Annotated in this window: 15 protein-coding genes and 1 pseudogene; 9 read left to right on the plus strand and 7 right to left on the minus strand. The window is 53.0% G+C overall.

What is annotated here, in order from left to right; all coding sequences use genetic code 11:
• Positions 1-434: 434 nt before the first annotated feature.
• The 3 genes from C7B82_RS09865 to C7B82_RS09875 all read left to right on the plus strand — a co-directional run bounded on the left by C7B82_RS09865 (position 435) and on the right by C7B82_RS09875 (position 3,397).
• Positions 435-1,223, plus strand: a complete 789-nt coding sequence (locus C7B82_RS09865) for an N-formylglutamate amidohydrolase (RefSeq protein ID WP_106256128.1) — start codon at positions 435-437, stop codon at positions 1,221-1,223.
• A gap of 394 nt (positions 1,224-1,617) precedes the next feature.
• Entirely contained in the window at positions 1,618-2,028 is a 411-nt protein-coding gene (locus C7B82_RS09870; protein ID WP_106256129.1) for a Na-translocating system protein MpsC family protein, read from the plus strand.
• Between the two features lie 55 nt (positions 2,029-2,083).
• Positions 2,084-3,397 (plus strand): DNA methyltransferase, encoded by a 1,314-nt coding sequence (locus C7B82_RS09875; protein WP_106256130.1) that lies wholly within the window; start codon positions 2,084-2,086, stop codon positions 3,395-3,397.
• Positions 3,398-3,414: 17 nt separating this feature from the next.
• Here the strand turns inward: C7B82_RS09875 and C7B82_RS09880 are convergent, their stop codons facing one another.
• On the minus strand, positions 3,415-5,508 hold the full coding sequence (locus C7B82_RS09880) for an NAD-binding protein (protein WP_219904217.1): 2,094 nt from the start codon (positions 5,506-5,508) through the stop codon (positions 3,415-3,417).
• A gap of 167 nt (positions 5,509-5,675) precedes the next feature.
• Positions 5,676-5,783, minus strand: a pseudogene (locus C7B82_RS09885) (DNA-binding response regulator); the annotation flags it as partial.
• A 99-nt stretch (positions 5,784-5,882) separates the two neighbouring features.
• Here C7B82_RS09885 and C7B82_RS09890 point away from each other — a divergent pair.
• The 4 genes from C7B82_RS09890 to pdxA all read left to right on the plus strand — a co-directional run bounded on the left by C7B82_RS09890 (position 5,883) and on the right by pdxA (position 9,608).
• Positions 5,883-6,284 (plus strand): hypothetical protein, encoded by a 402-nt coding sequence (locus C7B82_RS09890; protein WP_106256131.1) that lies wholly within the window; start codon positions 5,883-5,885, stop codon positions 6,282-6,284.
• A gap of 94 nt (positions 6,285-6,378) precedes the next feature.
• On the plus strand, positions 6,379-6,744 hold the full coding sequence (locus tag C7B82_RS09895) for a zinc ribbon domain-containing protein (protein ID WP_245939815.1): 366 nt from the start codon (positions 6,379-6,381) through the stop codon (positions 6,742-6,744).
• A 32-nt stretch (positions 6,745-6,776) separates the two neighbouring features.
• On the plus strand, positions 6,777-8,102 hold the full coding sequence (locus C7B82_RS09900; protein ID WP_106256132.1) for a cytosine deaminase: 1,326 nt from the start codon (positions 6,777-6,779) through the stop codon (positions 8,100-8,102).
• Between the two features lie 396 nt (positions 8,103-8,498).
• Positions 8,499-9,608: a 4-hydroxythreonine-4-phosphate dehydrogenase PdxA gene (gene pdxA / locus C7B82_RS09905; RefSeq protein ID WP_106256133.1), complete on the plus strand. Its 1,110-nt coding sequence runs from the start codon at positions 8,499-8,501 to the stop codon at positions 9,606-9,608.
• On the opposite strand, the gene C7B82_RS09910 is transcribed toward pdxA, so the two are convergent.
• From C7B82_RS09910 to C7B82_RS09930, 5 genes are all read right to left on the minus strand, one after another.
• The gene (locus C7B82_RS09910; protein WP_106256134.1) at positions 9,596-10,906 is read right to left on the minus strand and encodes a glutamate-5-semialdehyde dehydrogenase; all 1,311 of its coding nucleotides are present in this window, start codon (positions 10,904-10,906) and stop codon (positions 9,596-9,598) included. The genes pdxA and C7B82_RS09910 overlap by 13 nt on opposite strands.
• Positions 10,907-11,072: 166 nt before the next feature.
• Positions 11,073-13,238: a pentapeptide repeat-containing protein gene (locus C7B82_RS09915; RefSeq protein ID WP_106256135.1), complete on the minus strand. Its 2,166-nt coding sequence runs from the start codon at positions 13,236-13,238 to the stop codon at positions 11,073-11,075.
• A 39-nt stretch (positions 13,239-13,277) separates the two neighbouring features.
• Positions 13,278-13,646: a DUF5615 family PIN-like protein gene (locus tag C7B82_RS09920; RefSeq protein WP_106256136.1), complete on the minus strand. Its 369-nt coding sequence runs from the start codon at positions 13,644-13,646 to the stop codon at positions 13,278-13,280.
• Positions 13,643-13,930: a DUF433 domain-containing protein gene (locus C7B82_RS09925; RefSeq protein ID WP_106256137.1), complete on the minus strand. Its 288-nt coding sequence runs from the start codon at positions 13,928-13,930 to the stop codon at positions 13,643-13,645. Before C7B82_RS09925 ends, C7B82_RS09920 begins: the two co-directional genes overlap by 4 nt.
• Before the next feature lie 341 nt (positions 13,931-14,271).
• A complete protein-coding gene (locus tag C7B82_RS09930; protein WP_106256138.1) occupies positions 14,272-14,553 on the minus strand; it encodes a hypothetical protein in 282 nt (93 codons plus the stop codon).
• A 28-nt stretch (positions 14,554-14,581) separates the two neighbouring features.
• Between C7B82_RS09930 and C7B82_RS09935 the strand changes: the two genes are divergently transcribed.
• The gene (locus C7B82_RS09935) at positions 14,582-15,514 is read left to right on the plus strand and encodes a hypothetical protein (protein WP_181357427.1); all 933 of its coding nucleotides are present in this window, start codon (positions 14,582-14,584) and stop codon (positions 15,512-15,514) included.
• 137 nt (positions 15,515-15,651) lie between these two features.
• Positions 15,652-20,856, plus strand: coding sequence for an nSTAND1 domain-containing NTPase (locus C7B82_RS09940; protein WP_106256139.1), 5,205 nt, complete (start codon positions 15,652-15,654; stop codon positions 20,854-20,856).
• The last annotated feature ends 17 nt before the right edge of the window (positions 20,857-20,873 follow it).

Consider the following 20,873-nt stretch of genomic DNA (forward strand, 5'->3'; position numbering starts at 1 on the left):
AAGCGATCGCTGCAATTAAAAATTTTCACTTGAAATTAAGCCTACAGTGGCGGCTTTGTGATCGTTCAACCTGCGATCTTCCCTCAATGGCATGCTTCATTAATTGCTATTTAAAGCATAGACTAACCGTCCACTTAGCAGCGCTTAAGTTATTTCAATCTGACCTTGAAATTCAGTCAAAATGGTTAATTTTCTTAACGGAAAGGAGCACTTTGATGAAAGCAATAACGTTGAAAGAATAGCTGCGACAACAATCATCAAACTAACTCCGAAAAATCCCTCTTCGGGAGGATGCAAGACGGATTGAAATTTTAGTCTTCTATTGAGTCTTTTATCTATAAGTGCTCCTTCAAGTCTCTTTCAGTCGCGTTACTCATCCTAAAAATATGGGCACATAGTGCGTTACGCTGGCACTAAGAGACATGACAGAACCCATGGAACCATTTATTTTACATGCACCGCAAGGACAGGCAGTGCCAATCATCGCTAATCTTCCCCACAGCGGTATGATGGTTCCTGAGGCGATCGCGGCACAGTTTGCACCAACACAGTTAAAGTCATTGCCTAACACCGATTGGCATCTTGATCAGCTCTATCGATCATTGCCCATGTTAGGAATGACAGTCTTGCAGGCGACCCATAGTCGCTATGTGGTTGATCTGAATCGTCAACTGCAGGAACCGATTTTTGGCAGCTTTTGGTCATCGGTTATTCCAGAGCAAACGGCTTTTGGAAAACCGATTTATGTCGCGACTCCCAGCTTAGAACAGTTGCAAGAACGTGTTGAAAAGTTCTACGTTCCATACCATCGAAAACTAACCCAACTCCTCCAAAAAACCATTGTTGACTTCGGTAAGGTTTATCTTTTGGACTTACATAGTTTCTTTGGCCCCATCACTGAAGCTGTTTGTTTGGGCAACCGTAACGGCAAGACCTGCTCAGAACACTTAATGGCCTCTGTAGAAACGCATTTCCGCCGTAAAAATTATCAAGTGGTGAGAAACAAAGTCTTTAATGGTGGCTACATTACGGGTCATTATGGTCAAATGGCAGGTGTCGAAGCACTCCAGATTGAAGTTCGCTATCATGTGTATCTTAATGCTGCTGAACTAGAACGATCGCAGCCGCCAACATGGGACATACCCAAGTTTCATGTCGCCAAACACGCGATCGATGACATTTTCGGTGCCATTGTTCATGACCTCACAGAAGACAACGTTTAAGTAGCGACTGTTCGAGCTTCCATCATCGGGCAAACAGCGTGGTTCCAAGTGCTACCATACCGTGTTAAGCACCAGGGGAAAACTGGATGACCATGCTCTTTTCTAAAATACAGGCACCCACGCGGCAAAGCGGTATTTTCTACCTTAGGGCGACAGACTACGATCCCTAGGAGCGTGGATTCAATAACATCGGTCATCCTCACGGTAAGGGCTTAGCATGCGGCAGGGTTGCCTTTGGCTACGGTAAGCGCTTTTACCCGCATGCTAAGCCCCTACAAAATTATCGGTTTGATTAAATTCTCATTCCTAAGATCAATCCTGCGGTGGATAGCTTGAGCAATCTAAATTCGCTTATTTATCATATGAGGCTTATTTCTTTTGTTAGCTGCTATCTATGACCACTACGCTTCCCACACGCGGTCAGCTTGAACGATCGCTTTCCCAACAGATTCAGGCGCTTTATCGTAGCCAGCTTGGCCATCGCGTGAGCGAAGTTGATTGCGCACTTTTAGAAACCAAGATTGCGATCGTCTTGGAGCAATCCCTCACCCAACCAGAACAGCTTTTAGCTGAGCAGGGTAAAGATGAGTTGGTCAACGAACTTCACACTGAACTGGATGCGGCCATTCGACCGCAGCTCAAGGAGCTTATCGAGGCAGTTGTTGGCGTTCCCGTGATCGATTTATTGAGCGACTCCACGCTTAAAACCGCGCGCACTGGCATGATCGTCATGCTTGCAGAAGCACCACAGATTCGCGATGCAGCCAGCAGAGCCACTGCGCCGACTCAAGCGTCCACGAAGTAAACCTGAGCACCGTAAGAACAAGCGGTGAATGTCGGTTAAACTGTCCTTTTAGTTCATGACTGAAGGCTCGAAACCGCCTGTGACGCCTCTTGATACTTCTGCTGCCGCCAAGCAAGTTCGCTACCGCAGCGAGATTAATCAGCTATTTGCTGCTGACCACGCGGCACACAACTGGTACCGGTTTGTGTTGTCCTATCCTCCCCATCTGGTGCGTGACTACCTGCAACGGTTTGGCATTACGTCAGAACATCGGGTGTTAGACCCCTTTTGCGGGACGGGAACCACGGTTGTGGAGTGTAAAAAGCTGGGCATACCAAGCGTGGGGGTTGAGGCTAACCCAATGGCACACTTTGCCGGTCGAGTTAAAGTCGATTGGCACCCCAATCCCGATCGACTGCTTGAGCACGCCACTCAAGTCGCTAACGCGACGATCGCTGAGCTAGAGCAAACGACTGCACCTGTATACCTGCGATCGTTGAACGGTGATCAGGAAAAGCTGATTCTTAAGAACTCGATTAGCCCTCTACCGCTGCATAAGACTCTGGTACTGCTCGAACATCTGCAGCAGCAAGCGGATGCCTCATTCTATGACCATGAGCGTCTCGCCTTAGCCAAGTCGGTGGTGAGTGCCATCAGTAATCTAAACTTTGGGCCAGAGGTCTGTGTCGGACGTGCGAAGCCAGATGCACCGGTTGTTGACCTTTGGCTGAACGCGATCGCCGCCATCGCGAACGATCTGCATGCGTTGGGACAGTCTCCACCCGTAGAGGCAATGGTGCATTACGCCGATTCACGCCAGTTGCTAAGTGTACTAGACCCCCAGTCGATCGATGCTGTTATTACGTCACCACCCTATCCCAACGAAAAGGACTATACGCGCACCACTCGCCTAGAGTCTGTGCTGCTGGGCTTCATTAAGGATAAAGCTGATCTCCGTTCCCTTAAGCAAGGGCTGGTGCGGTCTAATACCCGAAATGTTTATACCGTTGATGATGACGATCGCTGGGTCGTTGACCAGCCCGAAGTGCAACGGATCGCCAACGAAATTGAAGCCCGGCGGATTAGCTTGGGCAAAACGAGCGGTTTCGAGCGACTGTATGCGCGAGCCACCAAACTCTATTTTGGTGGCATGGCACGACACCTCGCGGAACTCCGCCAAATTTTGCGCCCCGGTGCCCAGCTTGCTTATGTGGTTGGCGATCAAGCGTCTTACTTGCGGGTTATGATTCGCACCGGGCAAATTCTGGCTGATATTGCCCGATCGCTCGGTTACGAAGTTGTTGCGATCGACTTGTTTCGAACGCGGATTGCAACTGCCACTAATGAACAAATGCGAGAAGAAGTCGTCGTTTTGCGCTGGCCAGGATGAGTCCGATGCGCCTTTCTCTACTTTGGTACCAAATGCGCCAGCACCTGCGCTTTACTCAGTTCGCGAACCAGACGCTGTGCTTGCTGTTTGTAGAGTGGAAACGGCATCAGGCAGGGGAGTTGCTGCATCCAATCGCGTGCCGTATTGATGCTGCAGCCAGAGATCCGAGCGATCGTCGTCGCGCCATCAAAGAGCGCATCTTTAGAAAGGGCTTTGTCAATGCACACCTGCCATTGGCGGGGAAGCCGTTCGCCACGTTCAATCTGCTGCAAGCTGTTGCTGGTTGCCAGAATAACCAGGCGATCGCCCGCTTCTAGACGCGTGTCGTCTGATGGCATTAAGCGCCCAGAGGCTTGCGTCGATCGCTGATGCAAAATGGGTACAGCCCCGTAGCCATAGGCAACTTCAGCCAATAGCTGACCTTGCAGATGGTCGTCTGGCGCAATGGTGTATTCAGTCACCAAAACCGTTTGCTCGTTCAGGCGCATCAGGTTGAGCACGTTTTCACCAAAAGCTGCCGCGACAAAGGCTTCTGCTGCCAGATCATAGGCACACAGCACTTTGGCGTAAGGCAACAGACGATCGATGCTGGCGCTAAACCGCGTATCAAATGTGCGAATCACCAGCGCGCAGTGGGGATTGGCAGCATGCACCATCAAACCCAGTTCCAGATTTGTCATCTCGTCATCTGTCGCAATTACCACGCTCTTTGCTGTCGCTAAATTCACCTTCGAGAGTGTGCTGGTGAGTTCGTTTACAACCAACGGCATTTGGGGCAAGAGGGTAGGGTCTACCGCTTGGTTGCTCACACCAACCAGCGGTTGCTTGATCTGCTGTAGAAACGTGGCAACTCGTCGTCCTACACGACCCAAACCAATAAGCACCACATGGTCTTGCTGAGGAATGGGTGGACGCTTCTTTGGCAACTGAAACTTCGCAGCCAGGAGCGTTTCGGTCAACAGCGCATAGAGTACTGCAATGGATGCTGTGCCTGCCATCATGTAACTCAGGTTCATGAGCCGCATCCAGAGAGGAATCGAGTCCTGCGGGTTGAGAATGCCAAAGACCGTATCATACGAACCGAGTAGCATGACGCCTGCGGTATAGAACGCTTTCAGCCAACCAAGGCCGGGTTGCGTCAGCTTGAAAATCACGGTGCCGCAGACCAACAGCGAGAGCATGGTACTGCCTACCACGATCGCCACTCGTTTGGTTTGCTGCTGTGCTGTGGCATGCCAGAATGCCAGTAGCGTCTGGCGTAAGTAGCCATTGGACAAAAGCTGTCGCCTTTTCCGCCAAAGATGCTTGACGCGACTGTCCGGACGAGGGGTTGGAGTAACCGTAGCGGCAAGGTCGGCTAATCCAGTGACTTCGATGTAGGCAATCAAATCACCCGTTTGCACTCTGGCATCCGCTTCCCATTGATGGAATTCTGTTGGTAGCGATTGGCTCTTTGGGATGTGGCTGAGCAGTCGTCGTGTTGAGGTGTTGAGCTCATGCAGCAACCGTACATCACGCCAGCGATGGTCAGCGCCAATTGGCACCTTAACCACACGCAGCAGGTGCTCACCTAAATTAATAAACCCTCGCACTTCACTTGCCAGAGCCGCGATCGCAAAGGCAGGTGCAGGCAATTGGGTGGCTTCAAACGCCACAAAATTACCTAGACTCTGGCTCAGCAATGCATTCAAATTTTGCTTGGCCGATCGCACGACAAGCCGCACGGTTGGGTTCAGTAACCGAATGGCAAACGCTGCTTCAACATTGACCCTCTCGTCACTGGTAACCAGCAAGACCGCACGACAGTCGTGTATGACGTTCTCTAACGCCTCTGGTTGGCGACAATCACCAATGACCAGATCATCTAGCAATGCCGGTAGCAGCGGACTTTCCCAGCTTGTTGGCAGCGGGGTTGTCATTGCACTCACCGGCACCCCAAACTCGTTGAGCACCATGGCACAATACTGCCCTAAACTGCCGAGCCCGCAAACCAGAAAGCGCGATCGTTCAGATGGATGATCTTTTTCTGATCGACGATCGCCAACCATATCCATATCCACACTCAGTTGAGAATCCACACTCAGTTGAGACTCTGGTTCATCTGGCAGCATAACGGGCGTTTAGTGAAGAGCAGTCAGTTTTCACCACTACTATGCCCAAGAAACGGTCAAATGCCTACGAGGTGATCTGGTTTGGAGTCTGAAGGAAGTAGGGATTAAGAAGGCAGGAGGCTAAAGGCTAAAGGCTAAAATTCAAAATTCAAAATTCAAAACTCCCCTCACCCCAAATTCTCCAGAAGTGGCAAAAAAGAATTGGCAAACAGTGCTGCCTGAGTCCGATCGCGCAGATGCAGGCGACTCAAGATATTGGTGACATAGTTTTTGACCGTACTTTCAGCTCTGTTTCATGTAGAAACGATCGCACCGCTCTAGGATGAACCCACGGCATTCAAACATCCCACTTGAAAGCCGTAAGAGGTGCTCAAATGAAACTGATCGTTCACGCGATCGGTGTGCTAATGGTTTCGGGGGCAATGTCTTTGGCCATCGCCCCCATTTTGTCTCTTGCTCAGCCAGCGATGTCTAACTTTTCTGGCCTACCGGGTGTGATGCTGACTCCAGAGCAAGCAGAACAGCTCAAGCAACTGGATGCACAAACGCGATCGCACCTGCAAGGTATGCTCACGCCAACCCAACTGACGCAACTCGAATGTGCTCTAAAGAGTGCCGATGGTATCAGTAGAGCCGAGATCGTTGCGCTTAACCTTTCGCCAGCGCAGCAAGTAGAACTCATGCAAATCTTGATGTCAACGCAGCAACAGGCCACTGATGTGTTGACACCAGACCAGATTGAGACCGTGCGCCGCAATCTGCCGTTTCATCCATAGGGTTAAGGAGGCGGAGGCAGAGGGTAGGAGAAGCTGATAGATGGCATAAGACAGTAACGGCTCGGAGGTGTTGTAATGGTGAAGAGACCGTCACATGCCGTTACCAATGCCAGACTGTCCACGTTGTCACCAACCCGTTGAGCCACAGGCGATCGCCTGCCCCCATTGCCGTACACCGCTCAAGGCGCATGGTCATCCAGGCATACCGCTCTACCAGGCCACAGGAGAGGCGCCACTGTGTATGACCTGCACCTATCACGCAGACGATACCTGCACGTTTCCCAAACGGCCTCTGGCAATGGATTGCACGCTGTATAACGACATAACAAAACCAGCAGCCACTGTGCAAGCGGGTTATAAAAGCGGCTTTCAGCTTCAAAGCTGGGTGAAGCGTAACGCTGGCCTACTTGCACTCCTGGGGCTGGTACTGATTAGCCTACTGGTGGCGCTACTGCGTTAAGGTCTGATTGGTCATTGATTGAGACGAGCTTCATGATTCCGGTTTCCGATCGCTATTGGCTGAAAAACGCCAATGTCCCATTGCCCCTATTGAAGCAAGACAGAGCGCAGTTCGGTCTACCTGCTGACGCTCAAGACCAAACGAACACTGACTTTCAGCTCGTCGATATCGAAATTGCTCATGGTACGATCGCCCAACTGATCCCTGCTGGAACCTCCCCTAACAACGACCCTGCGGCTGATTTGCTTGGCGGCATTGTTTTTCCCTGCTTTGTCGATCTGCATACACACCTGGACAAAGGGCACATCTGGGATCGATCGCCCAGTCCTGATTGCACTTTCAATGGTGCGATCGACACCATTCAAACTGATGCTCAAACTCATTGGGATGCTGAAGATGTCTATCGTCGTATGGCGTTTGGGCTGAAGTGCAGCTATGCCCACGGCACTAAAGCGCTTCGCACACATATCGATGCTTCAGGCGCACAAGCAGCCATTAGTCTAAGTGTCTTTAAAGCACTGCAGGCAGAATGGGCCGGACGATTGATGCTGCAGGCAGCTTCTCTTGTTTCGCTGGACTATTACCTCACGCCAGCGGGTGAACAGCTTGCCGATCAAATGGCTGAATTAGGCGGCATCCTCGGTGGTGTTGCTTATATGAATCCGGCGATCGAAGCCCAAATCGATCGTGCGTTTACTCTGGCAAAAGCCCGCCACCTCAACCTGGACTTTCACGCTGACGAAACCGACGATCCCAATTCAACAACGCTACGAATCATTGCTGAGACGGCGATGCGGCACCAATTTCAGGGGCAGGTTGTCTGTGGGCACTGCTGTAGCCTGGCGGTGCAGGAACCCGAAGCCGCTCAAACCACGATCGCGCTCGTTAAGCAAGCAGGCATTGGTATTGTCAGCTTGCCGATGTGTAACCTTTACTTGCAAGATCGGCAGACAGGACGCACACCGCGTTGGCGTGGTGTGACGTTACTGCACGAGTTAGCACAAGCAGGAGTGCCGGTTGCGATCGCTAGCGATAACTGCCGCGATCCCTTTCATGGTTTCGGTGATCATGATGGTTTGGAGGTCTTTAGCCTCTCAGTCAAAATTGCTCACCTGGATCAACCCTATGGCAACTGGTGCCGTGCGATTACGTCCACTCCAGCTGACCTGATGGGCTTGCCTAGAGTAGGACGCTTTGGCATTGGACTGCCTGCTGATCTCGTTTTGTTTAAGGCCCGTCGCTACAGTGAGCTATTGTCTCGGCCGCAGCACGATCGCATTGTGCTGCGGTCTGGGACTGCGATCGACACCACGCTACCCGACTATGCTGAATTAGATGACGTCATGGCTAAAGCTTAGGATTCTGCCTTAAATCATCTCAGGAATGCAAGCCCTGGGTCGGGAATGGCACTGCCACACCCCACGAGAAGGCCGACCAAAGCCACCTTTCTTCAAAAAGCGTTGTTTTACGACAGCGCCGCCGCCGCACAATACCATGCTGGATCTCGCTACAGTAGTCTAAGGATCATGGATTAAATAAAGTCGACACATTCTTGAGTTACGCATTTGCCCCCAAACCCCTTTTCTTGAATGCCCGATAGGGCTGCTTTAATCAGCTCAGTTCCCCCAATCTTGGGGGCTGGGGGGCAAACTTCGACAGCTTCTGCAGGGGCGCACGGCCGTGCGCCCCTACGGGAAAGGCCGGATTTATTAAATTCGTGTTCCTAAGGTGCAGTAAGAACGGATTGCTTGGTGATGTCTGACACAAAATCTTATCGTCCTCGACTAGCGATGACGCTGGGTGATCCAGCGGGTATTGGCCCGGAAGTGGTGCTGAAGGCACTGGCAGTTCCCCCTGTGGACTGTGATATCACCGTGGTCGGTAGTCGATCGCGCCTGATTGCCACTTACCAACAGCTGCGATCGCTCAAGGCTGCCTTGCCCCTTGCGAACCCAGAGCAGTTGCAGATGCTGGATGTGCCGCTGGCGCCGTCGCTCGAACAGCAAATTGTTGTGGGGCAGGAAAGCGTTGCCAGTGGAGCCGCAAGTTTTCGCTCTCTTGAAACCGCGATCGACCAGGCGCTGACGGGAGCCTTTGATGGCATTGTTACTGGCCCCATTTCCAAAGCGGCCTGGAGTGCAGCCGGGCACGCCTATCCCGGACAAACTGAACTGTTGGCAGAACGGGCAGGCGTTGACCGTTTCGGCATGCTGTTTGTCGCGCGATCGCCCCATACTGGCTGGTGCTTGCGGACTTTACTGGCGACGACCCATATTCCCTTACGCGACGTTGCTGATGCCCTTACCCCAGCACTTCTTACCCGCAAACTTGATCTATTAATTGAATGCCTGTGGCAAGATTTTGGCCTGGCAACACCCCGGATTGCGATCGCCGGACTCAACCCGCACAGTGGCGAACAGGGCAAGCTGGGGCACGAAGAACAAGACTGGCTCATCCCCTGGCTACAAGCTACTCGCTTGCGCTTGCCCCAGTTACAGCTTGAGGGCCCGATTCCACCCGATACGCTGTGGGTGAAACCGGGACAGGCATGGTTTGGTACGACGCATACTCCAGGCTTTAATCCTGCCGATGCCTATCTGGCGCTTTATCACGATCAGGGGCTGATTCCAGTGAAACTGATGGCTTTCGATCGGGCGGTCAATACTTCGATCGGCCTGCCATTCGTGCGCACGTCACCTGACCACGGTACCGCCTTTGATATTGCCGGACGAGGGCAGGCGGACGCAACAAGCATAATGGCAGCGCTAGCACTGGCGGCAGAATTTTGCTGTGAACGTCATCGAGTAGCGGCAGCGCCTAGTCTTTCTAGGTTGCACGATCGCAAGTTGTCTTACAAGTCCTGATGCGTAAAGGGTTTGGCTTTTGCACCAGAGTAGGTCGCGACAATCTGCCCCTTACCGACCAACTGATACTTGTAAGTGATTAAGCCTTCTAACCCAACAGGCCCACGCGGCGGCATTTTTTGGGTACTGATGCCCACTTCGGCACCGAAGCCGTAGCGGAAACCATCGGCGAAGCGAGTTGAGCAGTTGTGGAAAACCCCCGCTGCATCAACCTGTGCCATAAATGTTGCTGCTGTTTGAGTATTTTCGGTGGCGATCGCCTCCGTATGTCGAGAACCATAAGTATTGATATGCTCGATCGCTTCGTCTAGATGATCCACAATTTTAATCGCCAGGATCAGGTCTGTGTATTCGGTAGACCAATCGGCTTCAGTGGCCGCAGCGATATTGAGAATTTCGCGTGTGCGATCGTCGCCACGTAGTTCGACATTACGGAGCTGGAGGGCAACCACCGCTTCGAGCAAGAATTCGGACGCGATCGCTTGATGCACCAGCAGGGTTTCGATCGCGTTACAAGCGGCAGGATATTGGGTTTTGGAGTCAACGGCGATCGCTACTGCTTTCTGCACATCAGCCGCTTCATCGACATAAAGGTGGCAGATGCCATCGGCATGACCCAATACCGGAATGCGCGTGTTGTCCTGCACAAAGCGCACAAACGAGTTGGAACCTCTGGGAATAATGAGATCCACATATTGATCGAGCTGCAGCAGTGCTAGCGTTTCCTCTCTCGTGGTCAAGAGTTGCACGACGGCAGGATCAATATTGGTTTGGGCTAAACCCTGGCGGATGGCGTTGACTAGCGCTTCGCACGATCGCACCGCTTCCTGCCCACCTTTAAGAATGAGACCATTGCCCGACTTGATTGCCAGGCTAGAAATCTGCATCACAGCATCAGGACGGGCTTCAAAAATCACGCCCAGCACGCCTAGTGGACAGGTGAGGCGTGTCAGCACCAGCCCCTGATCAAGCTCGCGGTGGATCTGCACAGCGCCCACCGGATCGGGTAGCCTGGCGACATCACGAATCCCTGCGATCGCCGCTTGCAGCTTCGTCTCATCTAGCTTCAAGCGGGCCATCAGCGCGGCCGGAAGCTGTGCGGCTATGGCGGCCTGACAGTCTGCCTGGTTGGCGGCCAAAATTTCTACACTAGCGGCCTCCAGAGCCTGAGCGATCGCTTCTAGCGCCTGGTTTCTTGTTTCAGTGGATAGGGTTGCCAGGTAACGAGCACTATGACGCACGTGCTGAGCGATTTCAGTAAGGGGAGCAGCCGTCGTAGTGGCAAAAACGCTAGTCATGGACGATAATCCGGTGCGAGACGATTAGCTGATCAGGATGAATAAGCCTAAAAGCATATCCCCATTAAAGCAACCTGTCTACCAAATTTTTATGACTGACACCATAAGCTGAGCAATTCCGCGGGCATTCAAGAAAGGGGGGTCGGGGGCAAATGCGTCAGTCCTACTAAAACGGCAGTCCCAATGCTTTGGTAATCAATGGCAGCAGTTTGGTGCAGGCTTCGGCAAGTTTGGCAGTGTCGGGCAAAGAGGACGCGGCACCTTTGAGAAAGGTAATGGCTTGGCTCCCTAAGCCTTTCTTTTCGGGTTGTTCAGGATCTTGAGCCACTTCTGCCAGCACTTTGACGTGTTCTAGCGCGGAGGCTTTGCCTTTTTCGGGCAGGTCAGCATCGCTTTCAATGGCGGCTTGCAGTTCGATCAGGAGTTCTTTGATGCCGGGTTGGGCAGGGTCAGGGGCACTGGGCAACTGGTTGACGACGTTGGAAACACTGCCGCTGATGGCACCGAGATTAAGCGTCGATCCGGTGACGTTGCCGCCTATATTTACACTCTGGCTTTTATCTGTACTGTCGTTCATAGCTTTACTCTCGGCGCTAGCGTTTACTTCAACGGTAACGGGGCGATTGGCAAGTAGGCGCAGAATCTCCGTCATATCGGCGCTTTTTTCACGGTAGATCGTGATCTGCTCGTCTTTGGCTTTCAGTTCAGCGTAATATTTCGCTTCCAGGGCTTTGACTGCAAGGTCGTAGTTTAGATTGAACTCGCTGTGCAGCTTCGCCTTATCTGCGCCTTCTGGGACGCTGACTCTGACGACCACCACACCATCGCCTTTATTTTCAATGCTTTGAATGGTCAGTTCGGTGCCATCATTGTCTACCTGCACCGTTTGGAAGGCTGCAACGAACGCTTTCCAGTCCACGCCATTGCGGAAGATGAGGTCAACGGTGTTGAGCGCTTCCTGAAACAGTTTGGTGAATTCACCAGGGGCAAAGTCACCGCTGCTAGGACGACGCTCTTGCTGGTTGCGGAGGAGATAGACGTACTGACAATGCACGCCTTCCAGAATGGTGTGGCTGTCAATGTTCCAGGCTTCCAGGCAGGCTCCGGTGAAAGTAGCTCCGGTAAAGTCAGTACCCAGTGCCAGCGCTTCGATCAGCTTGGCATCTTTCAGATTTGCCTGCCGCATGTGAGCACAGGTCAAGTCTGCCCAGGTTAGGTCTGCCTGCTCCAGGTTGGCCCCATTCAGGTTAGTGTTGCGGAGCTTTGCATCGACGTAAGACTTCTTGTAGCCATCGCGGGTGACAAGCAACTCCCGCACAGCAGGGTTTGCCAGGATGGAAGTGCCAATTCTGGTGCGGTCTAAACGTTTGGCATCATGCCAACAAACCCACTCCAAAATGGTTTCACTTGCTTGGCGTTTTCCTTGAGCGTCTTTCTTCCAAGTCTTTGTAAAGTTGGTGCTTTTTAGAATTGCTTTAGTGAAATTAGCTTTGGTGAGATCAGCACCACAGAAGGAAGTGCCGCCAATGGCACTAAAGGCAACGCCAAACGTGTAAATTGAGGCAAATTTTTCATTCCCCTTGAAAGCCTGCCAGTTGACGTAGAGACTGAATAGAGTACCAGTACCAGCAAAAGCACTAGCACCAACAAGAGCAAGAGCACTAGCAAAGGCACTACCAAAAATAGAGAGACCAATCTTAGCGTAAGCAAAAATAACTACTACAGCGCTAGCACCAGTGAGAGCACTTACCACGGCGCTAGCACCAGTGAGAGCAACTACTGCAGCACTGGCACTAGCGAGGATAACTACTACAGCACTAACACCAGCAGCAGCACCAACGTAAGCAAAGACACCGCTGCCAGAAACAGAAACAGCACAAGCGCCAATAAAAGCGAAAGCAATAACTACAGCAGCAGCGATCGTACTTAAAGTCTGAAAGGTAAGCCCTCGATAAATGATAGTAACGAAGCAAACTACTATCAGTGAAAGCATTGTAATGCCAGGAGCAATAGTGTATTTCTGAACGCTATCAGGATGAAAAAAAATTGCTATTAAAGCCCCTGGAAAGCCTGCTAGACCTCCTAATAATAGGGACAAAAGTAGTGCAATGAACAACTGAACAAGAAGCCATCGCTTTTCCAAACCTGCTTTTGCTCCGCCAAAATTTACTTCTTTCAAGATGGCGTTGGTGAAGTTTGTTCCACGAATGTCCGCTTCCGTGAAGTCTGCCCCAGACAGATCCTGCCCTTTGAAGGATTGCCCTCGGATGTTAGCGTGGCGGAAGTCTCGTTCTCCATTGGCGTAGCGGTTGAGGACTTCGGTGGCTTTCATCAGGATGGGGAGTGGGGAGTAAGGATTAGGGATTATTCTCTATGATTCTCCAATATAGGCGCTGAGAAACACCAGTTGGTTGATCATGCTTTCGGCTGATTCGGTTGCCATCAGCTTTAGGACTCGACGCATCTGTTCTCCGATCGCGTAGTCCTGGGAAGAGATCATGATCCCGGTGTGTGTTCTTCCTTCAGCCATGTAAATGTTGTGCAATTGGCAAAAGTCACCCACGTTGAACGTGTATAAAACTCGCTGTTGCTCAGTTGCTAGCTCTAACTGTTCTGCATCGCTAAAGCCCGTAGTGCGGACTTCTCCAACTGTTGTCACATCTACTCCCCGCGACCTCAAGGCATTGACGACTCGATGATCCATCGAATCTTCGTCAATAAACAGTCTGATGTGGCTCATGCAGACGGTTCCATTGCTGCCGAAAGGCGTTCGTAATCTGCCTTCTCAGTAGCCAAATAAGACTCAATCTCTGCTCGATTGGCATGGTAATAGGTCAACGCGGCATACACCTGTGCCAATGTCAGATTCCCCATGCGGTCAACAATGTCTTCCGCGTTTAGCCCTAGCTTGTACCAGGCTGCAACTCGCTGCACGGAGACTCTGGTTTCAGCAAGGCGTGGACGACCGCCAAGCGTCTCGGGCGTTCGGACAATCAATGTACCAATGTCGGTAACAGTTTGCATTAGTCAGCTCAACACGTTGCTTAGGCATACAGCACTCTCACTCACATCCTAACCTGCCTTCTCTTTGGCTTCATGGGGGATAGGGTGTGGGGCGTAGGATTATGGGATGTAAGAGGCTTCTTTACAGTCAGAATAACCGAAAATCGCCCGAAAATCAGTCTTCAAAAACCTCAGAAACCGGGTTTCTTAGCTAAAGGCTGTTGCCTCAGGCTCAACACGATCGCCAGAAACCCGGTTTCTTGGCACCTTATGCTACACCTTTCGAGTGCAAAGGGCGATCGTCCGAGTTCAGAGCACGATCGTTCCAGCTTGAAGCGCGATCGTTTCAGTTTTAGACTGCATCATTCTGGGTTGAAGTGCGATCGTTCGAGTTCCAAACTGCAAGTTTCGAGTTCAAAGTGCGATCGTTTGAGTAAAAAGCTCGGCGTTTTGAGTCCTGAGGTGCAAGTTTCGAGTTCAAAGTGCGATCGTTTGAGTAAAAAGCTTGGCGTTTCGAGTTCAAAGGGCGATCGTTGCGGTTTGAAATGCGATCGTCCGAGTGCCAAACTGAAATTTCCCAACAGGACTGCATAAACGTCACGATCGCTCCCTATCCATGAGTAACGGGTGACAAACCCACTCACATCACACTCAACTCATGGAGAGACCGTCATGAAATCCCGCACTCTGGTCAATTTAGCACTCGCGCTTTCGATCGTCGGTTCCGGTTCCCTCCCCGCCCTGGCAGATCAAGTCGTCGTGGTGAATACCCAAACCAGCAGCCGTAGCACCCCCATGCCACAGACAGTCATTCCACAGACAGCGGGTGTCGTGATTAGCCTGCCCATGCCCATCACCGTGGATGTGGGACAGCATCAAGATTATCCGCTCACCGTGCCCCTATCCCAACCCTTGATGGATTCGCAAGGAAATACGGTTATACCTGCTAACTCGCCTGTCACCATCAAGCTCAAACCAGAAAATGGCGGTGCCCGCATTGTGGCAGAGTCGATCGTCGTCGGTGGTCAGATCGTCTCCATTCAAGCCTCCAGTGCCGTCATTCCGGGTAATACCATTACGCAACAAGAAGGTGCCGAAACCGCACGGCAAAACAGCGCTGTCTACGGCAATCTATTCGGTGCCGCGATGGGTGCGATCGCCCCTCAAGCCCGTAAAGCCGATGCCTTCGACCAGGGCGGAATGATCGGTGGCGCACTCGGCATCCTCACAGGCATGAATTCGCCTAAGAGTCTCCGGGTGGTGCAGCTACCCCAGGGAAGTGTATATGTGCTGTCGCTACAAGCGCCGATCGCCCTGCCTGCCAACCTTGCCGTTCAACCCGCATCCACACCAGCACCCACCCAACAGGCAAGCGCTAACCAAGCCCAATTCGACTTCAAATCTGTTGCCGAATACAGCCAGGGACTAGAACGCGTGCTTGCCGCCTATCAGCAAGGGCAAGTCTCCAAAGCCGATGCCCGTCGTGCCATTGTGGATGCAGACCAGTACGCAACCACCGCTTTGTCGCCTAAGCTGTACCCACCTGCAGGTCAGCGTCAGCGGATTGCCCAGTTGTTCGAGTTCACGTATGGGATCGATCGGTGATGGGGTATTGGGTGTGGGGTGTAGGGTGTAGAAAAGAGAGCCTCCTCTACTTTCCCTGCTTCAGCCCTCTTCTAACAACCAACAACCAACAACTCCTTTAGCTTTCTGCCTCCCTCATCCCCCCACCCCCCTTTCCCATGTCCCCCCTCAGCGTCCGCACTAGCCGATCGACTCACGACCTGGAAACAGGAAACGCCAAGCTGTGGATGTTGTTGGTTGGCGTGAATCACTACCACGATCCACAGCTACCGTCCTTGCAGTATTCGGCGATCGACTGTCAGGGTGTGGGTGAGGCATTGGTAGAGGCAACCCACGCGTTTCCGCAGAAGGACATCCAGATTTATCATGATGCCGCCACACTGCCGCACTTAGACGCGGTTCGTGCCAGCCTTAAGCAGATTGTTGCTAAGGCTGAGCCCCAGGACACTGTTCTCTTCTACTTTTCGGGACATGGAATGCTGGAACCCCGCAAGGAGCAGGCCTTTCTGTGCTTTGCAGACACCCAGAAAGGGACGCTCATCGATACGGGTCTAAGCGTGGTGGAACTGCTGCACCTGTTGGGAAACTGTGCGGCGCGGCAACAACTCATCTGGTTGGATGCCTGTCATAGCGGTGGGATGACGTTGATGGGAACGGGAGCCAGAGCCGCGAAGGATGTGGAACCACTCGCGAATCCCACACCGCAACTGGTGGACGTGTTGCGACAGCGAGCCTCTCAGAGCCAGGGGTTTTATGCGCTGTTGTCGTGCGATCGGGCTCAGCAGTCCTGGGAGTTTCCCGAACTGGGACATGGAGTGTTTAGCTACTACTTGATGCGTGGGTTACGCGGTGAAGCTGCCGATGCCCAGGGAGTGATTGAAGCCGATGGGTTGTACAAATATGTCTACCACCAGACCCTGCAATATATTGACAAAACCAACCAGCAGCTACGCCTGATCAACCAGCAAAAGCGAGGACGCGGCGATACCCAGCTGCATTCAGAATATCCCTTACAAACCCCCAAACGGATTGTGGAAGGCATCGGTGAACTGGTGCTGGGACTACAGGCACGATCGCCCATCGCCCCTCATCCGCGTACAGCTTTAGTCGTCAATGGTCTGGTCAGTCACCCCAACGCGATCGGCTTCAGTCGGCTTCTCCGCAGCGCTGGAGGCTTCGATCTCACCTTTCGACCCCAACCCGGCAACGATTGGTCAGACCTCCGCACCACCATCCAAACCTGCCTTCGCTCTTCTCCTATCTCTGCTCGGCTCAACGCCGACACCCCACACCCCACACCCCACACCCCACTGGCTGAAACCACCGCCTTCCTCTACCTCCGTGGACGCATCGAAGAAACTGCCGAAGGGGAGTCCTGGCTGCTACTGGGCGATGATGTGCGGCTCAGTCGTTCCTGGCTACGACAAGCCTTGCGTCAAGCGGGTGTCGCGCAGCAGGTGGTCGTGCTGGATTGTCCGGGTGCCGTCTCGCTGTCTAGCTGGGTGGACGATTTACAACTTAATGCCGAGACTCCCACAGGGACGGGGCACGATCGCGGGCAGTGTTTGCTTGCGGCGGCGTCATCCCTTTCGCAACCAGACCGCTTTCTGCAAATACTGTTGCAAACCTTGACGGACACCGATGCTCAAGCGGGATTACCCATTGCAGGCTGGATCACCCGCTTACAAGTCGCGCTGGCAGGTAGCGGGATGCCGCTCCACGTTTGGCTATCGGGTGCGCGTGGTGTCATTGAGGTGCTGCCGGGGTGTGTTGGCTCACGCGGTACGGATACGACCGAAGGGTTTGACGTCGGGGTCTGTCCCTATATGGGCTTGCGATCGTTCTCCGAAGCCGATGTTCAGTACTTCTATGGGCGCGAAACGCTCACCCAGACGTTGATCCAACAGCTCAACCAGCGATCGTGCTTGGCCGTCGTGGGCGCGTCTGGCAGTGGCAAATCCTCTGTGGTGCAGGCGGGTTTACTCGCGCAACTGCAACAGGGCAAACAGCTACCGGGTAGCGATCGCTGGTGGCTGGGCAGTCTGCGTCCAGGAGCGTATCCGCTCAAAGCCCTGGCGCATCGTCTTGTCGAAACTGGGAGCGAAAAAGAGAAGGCATACCAGCAACAGCAGCTTGAAGGGTTGCTCCACCAGGGCGCAGAAGGCTTTGTGCATTGGCTCCGGCAGCGATCGGAGCCAATGGTGGTGCTGGTGGTAGACCAATTTGAAGAGCTATTCACCCTTGCTGCTGCCTCCGAACGTCAGCAATTTTTGGCATTGCTGTTCGGCGCAATGGAGTATGCCAGCGATCGCTTCAAGCTGGTGTTCACGCTCCGAGCAGACTTCATTGCAGCCTGTCTGGAGGTGCCCGAACTGGCGACCATCCTCCAGCGATCGAGTGTTCTCGTCCCACCAACTCTCACCGATGACGATTATCGTCAGGTCATCATTCAACCTGCTGCACAAGTCGGCTTACAGGTTGAACCAGAGCTAGTCGAAGTCCTGCTGGCAGAACTCAGCCATTCAGCAGGCGCTTTGCCACTGTTGGAATTTGTGCTGGAGCAACTGTGGTCACGACGGCAGGCTGGAGTCCTGACTCTACAAACCTACCAGCAACTCGGCGGACTTAAAGTCGCACTCGAACGCAACGCCCAGGCCGTCTATGACAGTTTGGATGCCGACGCCCAAGCCTGTGCCCAATGGATCTTTCTCGCACTCACCCAACTCGGCGAGAACACCGAAGACACCCGCCGTCGCATTCCCAAAACTGATCTCATCGTCCCCAAGTACCCCGAACCACTCGTCGATCGCACCCTCCACGCCCTCACCACCGCAAAACTCATCGTCATCAGCCTCCACGCCCCCCAACCTACCGCACAAAGCCGAGGCGACACAACCGATCACTCATCCACCTCGCACCCCACACCCCACACCCCACACCCTTCACCCACCATCGAAGTCGCCCACGAAATCCTCATTCGCCACTGGTCTACCCTGCGCTGGTGGCTAGACGAAAACCGATCGCGCCTCCGTGCCCAGCGCCACATTGCTGAAGCCGCAGCCCTCTGGCAGCAGCACGATCGCCAACCCGATTTTCTGTTACAAGGTATTCGACTGGCAGAAGCGGAAGAACTCTACATCCAGTACACGGACGAACTACCTCAAGCCGTGCAGCAGTTCATCGAAGCCTGTTTTGAGGCACGGCAGCAGCAGCAACGACAGGCAAAACGTCGTCTGCGCCGCGCTCAGATGACAGCAACTGTAATTGGGACATTGGGTGTGATGGCCTGTGGGTTGGCAGGCGTGGCTTACTGGCAGCAGCGCAACGCCCAACTGCGAGAAGTCGATGCCTTAGCCGCTTCCTCAGAAGCCCTTTTAGCCTCCAATCAGCAGTTAGAAAGTCTGACCGCCAGCGTTCAGGCAGGATCACAGTTGCGTCAGTTGCGATCGCTCTGGGGCATTCCATTGGGGTTGCCGATCGCCACCGAAACGAGAACGACTGGCGCACTCCAACAGGCGATCGCGCACACGCAGGAAGTGAATCGCCTTGAGGGTCATACGAATAAAGTCAACGCCGTCAGCTTCAGTCCGGATGAACAGCGTTTAGCAACCGCAGGTGATGACAAAACCATCAAACTCTGGCGACGCGATGGCACTTTGATCAAGGAGCTGACAGGACATTCTGACCGCGTGACGGCGCTTGCGTTTAGTCCCGATGGCAAACTGGCGACCACGAGTGCCGACAAAACCATCAAGCTCTGGGACAGTGATGGAAACTTGATTGCCACTCTAACAGGACACAAGGATTGGGTTACGAGCGTGAGCTTCAGTCCCAACGGACTTCTAGCAACCGCCAGCCGCGATCGCACCGTCAAACTCTGGCGCATTACGGGCAATCAGGCCTCTCTCCTGCTTACCATCACAGGAGCAAAAGGCTGGGTCAACAGTGTGCAGTTCAGTCCCAATGGGCAATGGCTGGCGGCTGCGGGAGAGGATGGCTTGATCAGAATCTGGCGCACTGTTGCATCCAACCGCCCACCAGTGAGTGTGTTTTTGGGTGGCGGCGATCGTATCACCGCGATAGCCTTCAGTCCCAATGGCGCGTCCCTCGTCAGTGCTGGCAAAACGGTGAAACTCTGGAGTCTCACTGGCAGACTGCTACAAACCTTTGATGGACAGAGTGATCCGGCTAATAGTGATCAGGTCAATAGCGTACGGTTCAGTCCTGATGGAAGACAGTTAGCAACGGTGAGCGATCGCACCATCAAACTCTGGAGCCTTGATGGAACCTTGCTGCAAACCTTTCAAGGGCATCGCGCAGAGGTGAATAGTGTGGCATTCAGTCCTGATGGCACGACGTTAGCGTCTGCCAGCGTGGACAAAACCGTGAGACTATGGCATGTCAGCCCACTGCAAACCTATGGCAGTGGGCCGTACAGCGCCAGTTTCAGCCCTGATGGCACTCGCTTTGCAACGGCAGGATGGGGTAAAACTATTCAAATCTGGCAGCGAGACGGCATGACAACCAAACTCGTGATGACGCTGAAAGGACATCAAGCGCCGATCGCCGCCGTGAGTTTCAGTCCCGATGGTCAATGGTTGGCTTCTGGGAGTGCAGATAAGATGGTGAAGCTATGGAAACTGCCTGATGGCATCCTCGCCCGATCGCTCACTGGACATACCGATAGCATTACAACCCTCAGCTTCAGCCCCGACAGTAAAACTCTGGCAACCGGCAGTGCTGATAAAACCATTCGCCTATGGAACGTGCCAGATGGATTACTGGTGCGATCGCTGAGTGGGCACACCGATGGCATCACCGCTGTTCGGTTTAGTCCTGATGGTCAAAGGCTTGCTTCTGGCAGTAATGACAACACCGTCCGGTTGTGGAGCCTTGCTGGAACCGACTCAAACGTTTTCGGGCAGCATGGCTTAGCGATCTCGGCGCTCAGCTTTAATCACGATGGCAAAATCCTTGCCTCTGGTAGTTGGGACGATACCATCAAACTGTGGGATGTTAGCAATGGAACTTTATTAAAAACACTGCTGAACCATAGTGATGGTGTGACCAGTCTGGATTTCAGCCCCGATCGTGATTTGTTGGCGGTCGGTGGCACCGATGCGACGCTTAAGCTGTGGGATATCCAGCATGAAACGCCACTTAAAACTTTGACGAGACATGTGGATAGCCTGCGCAGCGTTCACTTCAGCCCCACTGGTCAGACACTCATTAGCACCAGCGAAACATCAGGCGCGATCGTGTGGGAACTTGATCTAGATACACTGTTGAAGCAAGGATGCAGCCAACTGCATGATTATCTTCAAACCCAGCCTTCCATTGCCAACATCCGCAAGCAATGCTAACTCATCAGTTTATCCTT

This window comes from Stenomitos frigidus ULC18, assembly GCF_003003795.1.
In the GTDB taxonomy this organism is placed as follows: domain Bacteria; phylum Cyanobacteriota; class Cyanobacteriia; order Leptolyngbyales; family Leptolyngbyaceae; genus Stenomitos; species Stenomitos frigidus_A.